Below are 3100 nucleotides of genomic sequence, written 5' to 3' on the forward strand. Positions count from 1 at the left end.
GCCGGCGCTGATGGCATGGCGCACCGCTTTGCGCTTAGCAAAGGCTGGCCCACAGTGGCAGTAATTGCCACGGGTTTGGACGTCACGTACCCGCCGGTCCACCATCAGCTGCAACAGCTCATCGCCGAGAACGGCTGGTGCTTAGCGAGTATCCGCCAGGCACCCAGCCGCAGAAGTTCCAGTTCGTCGCGCGCAACCGCATCATTGCCGGCTTGGCGCATGGCGTGCTGGTGACGGAGGCCGCGGCGCACAGCGGCAGCCTGATCACGGCCAACTACGCCTTGCAGAACAATCGTGAGGTGCTCGCGCTGCCCAACCGCATCGACGCGCCGACCGGAGAAGGTCCAATCTACTGATCCAGGCCGGGGCCAAACTGGTCACGACCGGCCAGGATATTGCGGATGAGTTGCACTTTTTTCCGTGAACGAGCAATATATATAGAAGAAACTCGCAGTGGGCTAGTGGGCGACCAGTAGCCCTTTTGCGTAGTTGCAGTGGCCCGGGCTCTGCCAGTTCCATTTGACAAAGCCGCTCCGGCTCGAATATGATAGCCAAGGATTTTGGGCAACTGCTCAACGAAAGGGGGGCGCACATGACCGCCAAGAATTTGGTCATTGTGGAATCGCCAGCGAAAGCAAAAACCATCGAGAAGTACCTCGGTCGCAATTACAAGGTCGTGGCCAGTCTGGGTCACATTCGCGACCTGCCGAAAAGCCAGATGGGGATCGATTTTGACAATAATTATGCACCCAAGTACATTTCTATCCGTGGGAAAGGCGACGTCATCAAGGACCTGAAGAAGGCCGCCAACAAGGCCGAGCACATCTACCTTGCAGCCGATCCGGACCGTGAAGGGGAAGCCATTGCGTGGCACGTCAGCCACATCCTGAACCTTGACCCGAAGGACAAGAACCGGGTTGTCTTCAACGAAATCACCAAGGATACCGTTAAAAACGCGTTCAAGAGCCCGCGGTCAATCGACATGAACCTGGTCGACGCCCAGCAGGCCCGCCGTATTCTCGACCGCATCGTGGGCTATTCCATCAGCCCGCTGCTCTGGTCGAAGGTCAAAAAGGGTCTGAGTGCCGGCCGTGTGCAGTCCGTTGCCTTGAAGCTGATCATCGATCGCGAAAACGAGATCCGCAACTTCAAGCCGGAAGAGTACTGGAGCTTGGACGCCGAGTTCAAGAAGGGCAAAAGCGCTAAGTTTGCCGCCAGCTTTTACGGGCTGAACGGCAAGAAGACGCCGCTGCCAAACAACGACAAAGTGCAGGACGTCCTGCGCGGCATCGACAAGAAGAAGCCGTTTGCCATCACCAATGTGGTGAAGAAAGAGCGCAAGCGGTTCCCGGCGCCGCCGTTTACCACCAGTTCCATGCAGCAGGAAGCCAACCGGAAGCTCGGCTTCCCGACCCGCAAAACGATGATGCTGGCCCAGCAGCTGTACGAAGGCATCAATCTCGGCGGCAAGCAAGGCACGGTCGGTCTGATCACCTACATGCGTACCGATTCGACCCGTGTCTCCAGCGTCGCCAAGACGGAAACGTCGAAGTTTATCCACGAAAAATACGGCGAGCCGTACGCCGCGGTTAAGATTCGCCAGGGCAAGATGCAGGAAGGCGCCCAGGACGCCCATGAAGCCATTCGCCCGTCGTCCACTTACCGCACGCCGGAAAGCCTCAGCAAGATCCTGGACAAGGATCAGATGAAGCTGTACCGGCTGATCTGGAGCCGGTTTGTTGCCAGCGAAATGACGCCGTCCGTGGTCAACACGGTGCAGGTCACCCTGCAGCAAAACGAGGCCACTTTCCGCGCCAACGGGAGTCAGACCAAGTTTGCCGGGTTCACGAAGCTGTATGTCTCCAGCCGCGACGAGGCCGCCAAGGACAACCTCTTGCCGGACCTCAAGGTGGGCGACGAGGCCATGCTGGTCAAAACCGACCCGGCGCAGCATTTCACCCAGCCGCCGGCCCGTTACTCTGAAGCCAACCTGGTCAAGGCGCTGGAAGAAAACGGCGTCGGGCGGCCGTCGACCTACGCGCCGACTATCGCGACGATTGAGAAGCGCTACTACGTCAAAATGACGGCGAAGCGCTTTGAACCTACCGAGCTGGGCGAGATCGTCAACAACCTGATCGTCGAGTTTTTCCCGGACATTGTCGACATCAAGTTCACCGCGACCGTTGAGTCCGAACTTGACTCGATCGAAACCGGCAAGACGCACTGGGTCAAGGTCATCGATGACTTCTACCAGCCGTTCAAGCGGGAAGTCGCGACCGCCGAAAAGGGCATCGAGAAGATCCAAATCAAGGACGAGCCCGCCGGCTTTAACTGCGATGTCTGCGGCGCGCCGATGGTCATAAAGCTTGGCCGCTACGGCAAGTTCTACGCCTGCTCGCGGTTCCCGAACTGCCGCAACACCAAGGCCATCACCAAGGAAATCGGCGTGATTTGCCCGAAGTGCGGCAAGGGTCAGGTCGTCGAGCGCAAGTCCAAGCGCAACCGGACGTTCTACGGCTGCTCGCGCTACCCGGACTGCGACTTCGTGTCTTGGGATAAGCCGGTTGGGCGCAACTGCCCGAAGTGCGGCCACTTCCTAGTCGAAAAGCGCAGCCGGGGCAAGGTCCAAGTGGTCTGCCCGAATAATGATTACAAAGAAGAAACTGTGAAGGCCTAAGCGCGCGGCGCGAAGGCTGGGGCACGATAACGCCGCGGGGGCTGCCCTGCGGCGTTTTTAAAAAGAAAAGAAGGATGCTTATGCCCACTGTGAATGTGATTGGCGCCGGCCTGGCCGGCAGTGAAGCCGCGTGGCAGATCGCCCAACGCGGCGTTGACGTGAACCTGTACGAAATGCGCCCGGTCGAAATGACCCCGGCGCACCACACCAGCGCGTTTGCCGAGCTGGTCTGCACCAACTCGCTGCGCGCCAACGCGATTACCAACGCGGTGGGCCTGCTCAAAGAGGAAATGCGGCGGCTGAACTCGGTGATCATGCAAAATGCCGACGCCAATGCGGTGCCGGCCGGCGGCGCGCTGGCCGTGGACCGCGAACCCTTTTCCGCCGGGTGACCGCGGCGCTGAAGGCGAACCCGCACATCCA

General features: G+C 59.4%; 1 protein-coding gene and 2 pseudogenes. All 3 read left to right on the top strand.

What is annotated here, in order from left to right:
• Positions 1 to 15 precede the first annotated feature (15 nt).
• Positions 16 to 356, top strand: a pseudogene (locus JCM13995_RS14125) (DNA-processing protein DprA).
• Between the two features lie 236 nt (positions 357 to 592).
• Entirely contained in the window at positions 593 to 2677 is a 2085-nt protein-coding gene (gene topA / locus JCM13995_RS13190; protein WP_054666468.1) for a type I DNA topoisomerase, read from the top strand.
• Positions 2678 to 2757: 80 nt separating this feature from the next.
• Positions 2758 to 3100, top strand: a pseudogene (locus JCM13995_RS13195) (FAD-dependent oxidoreductase); the annotation flags it as partial.

The sequence above is a fragment of the Lacticaseibacillus camelliae DSM 22697 = JCM 13995 genome, from assembly GCF_001311195.1.
GTDB lineage: Bacteria > Bacillota > Bacilli > Lactobacillales > Lactobacillaceae > Lacticaseibacillus > Lacticaseibacillus camelliae.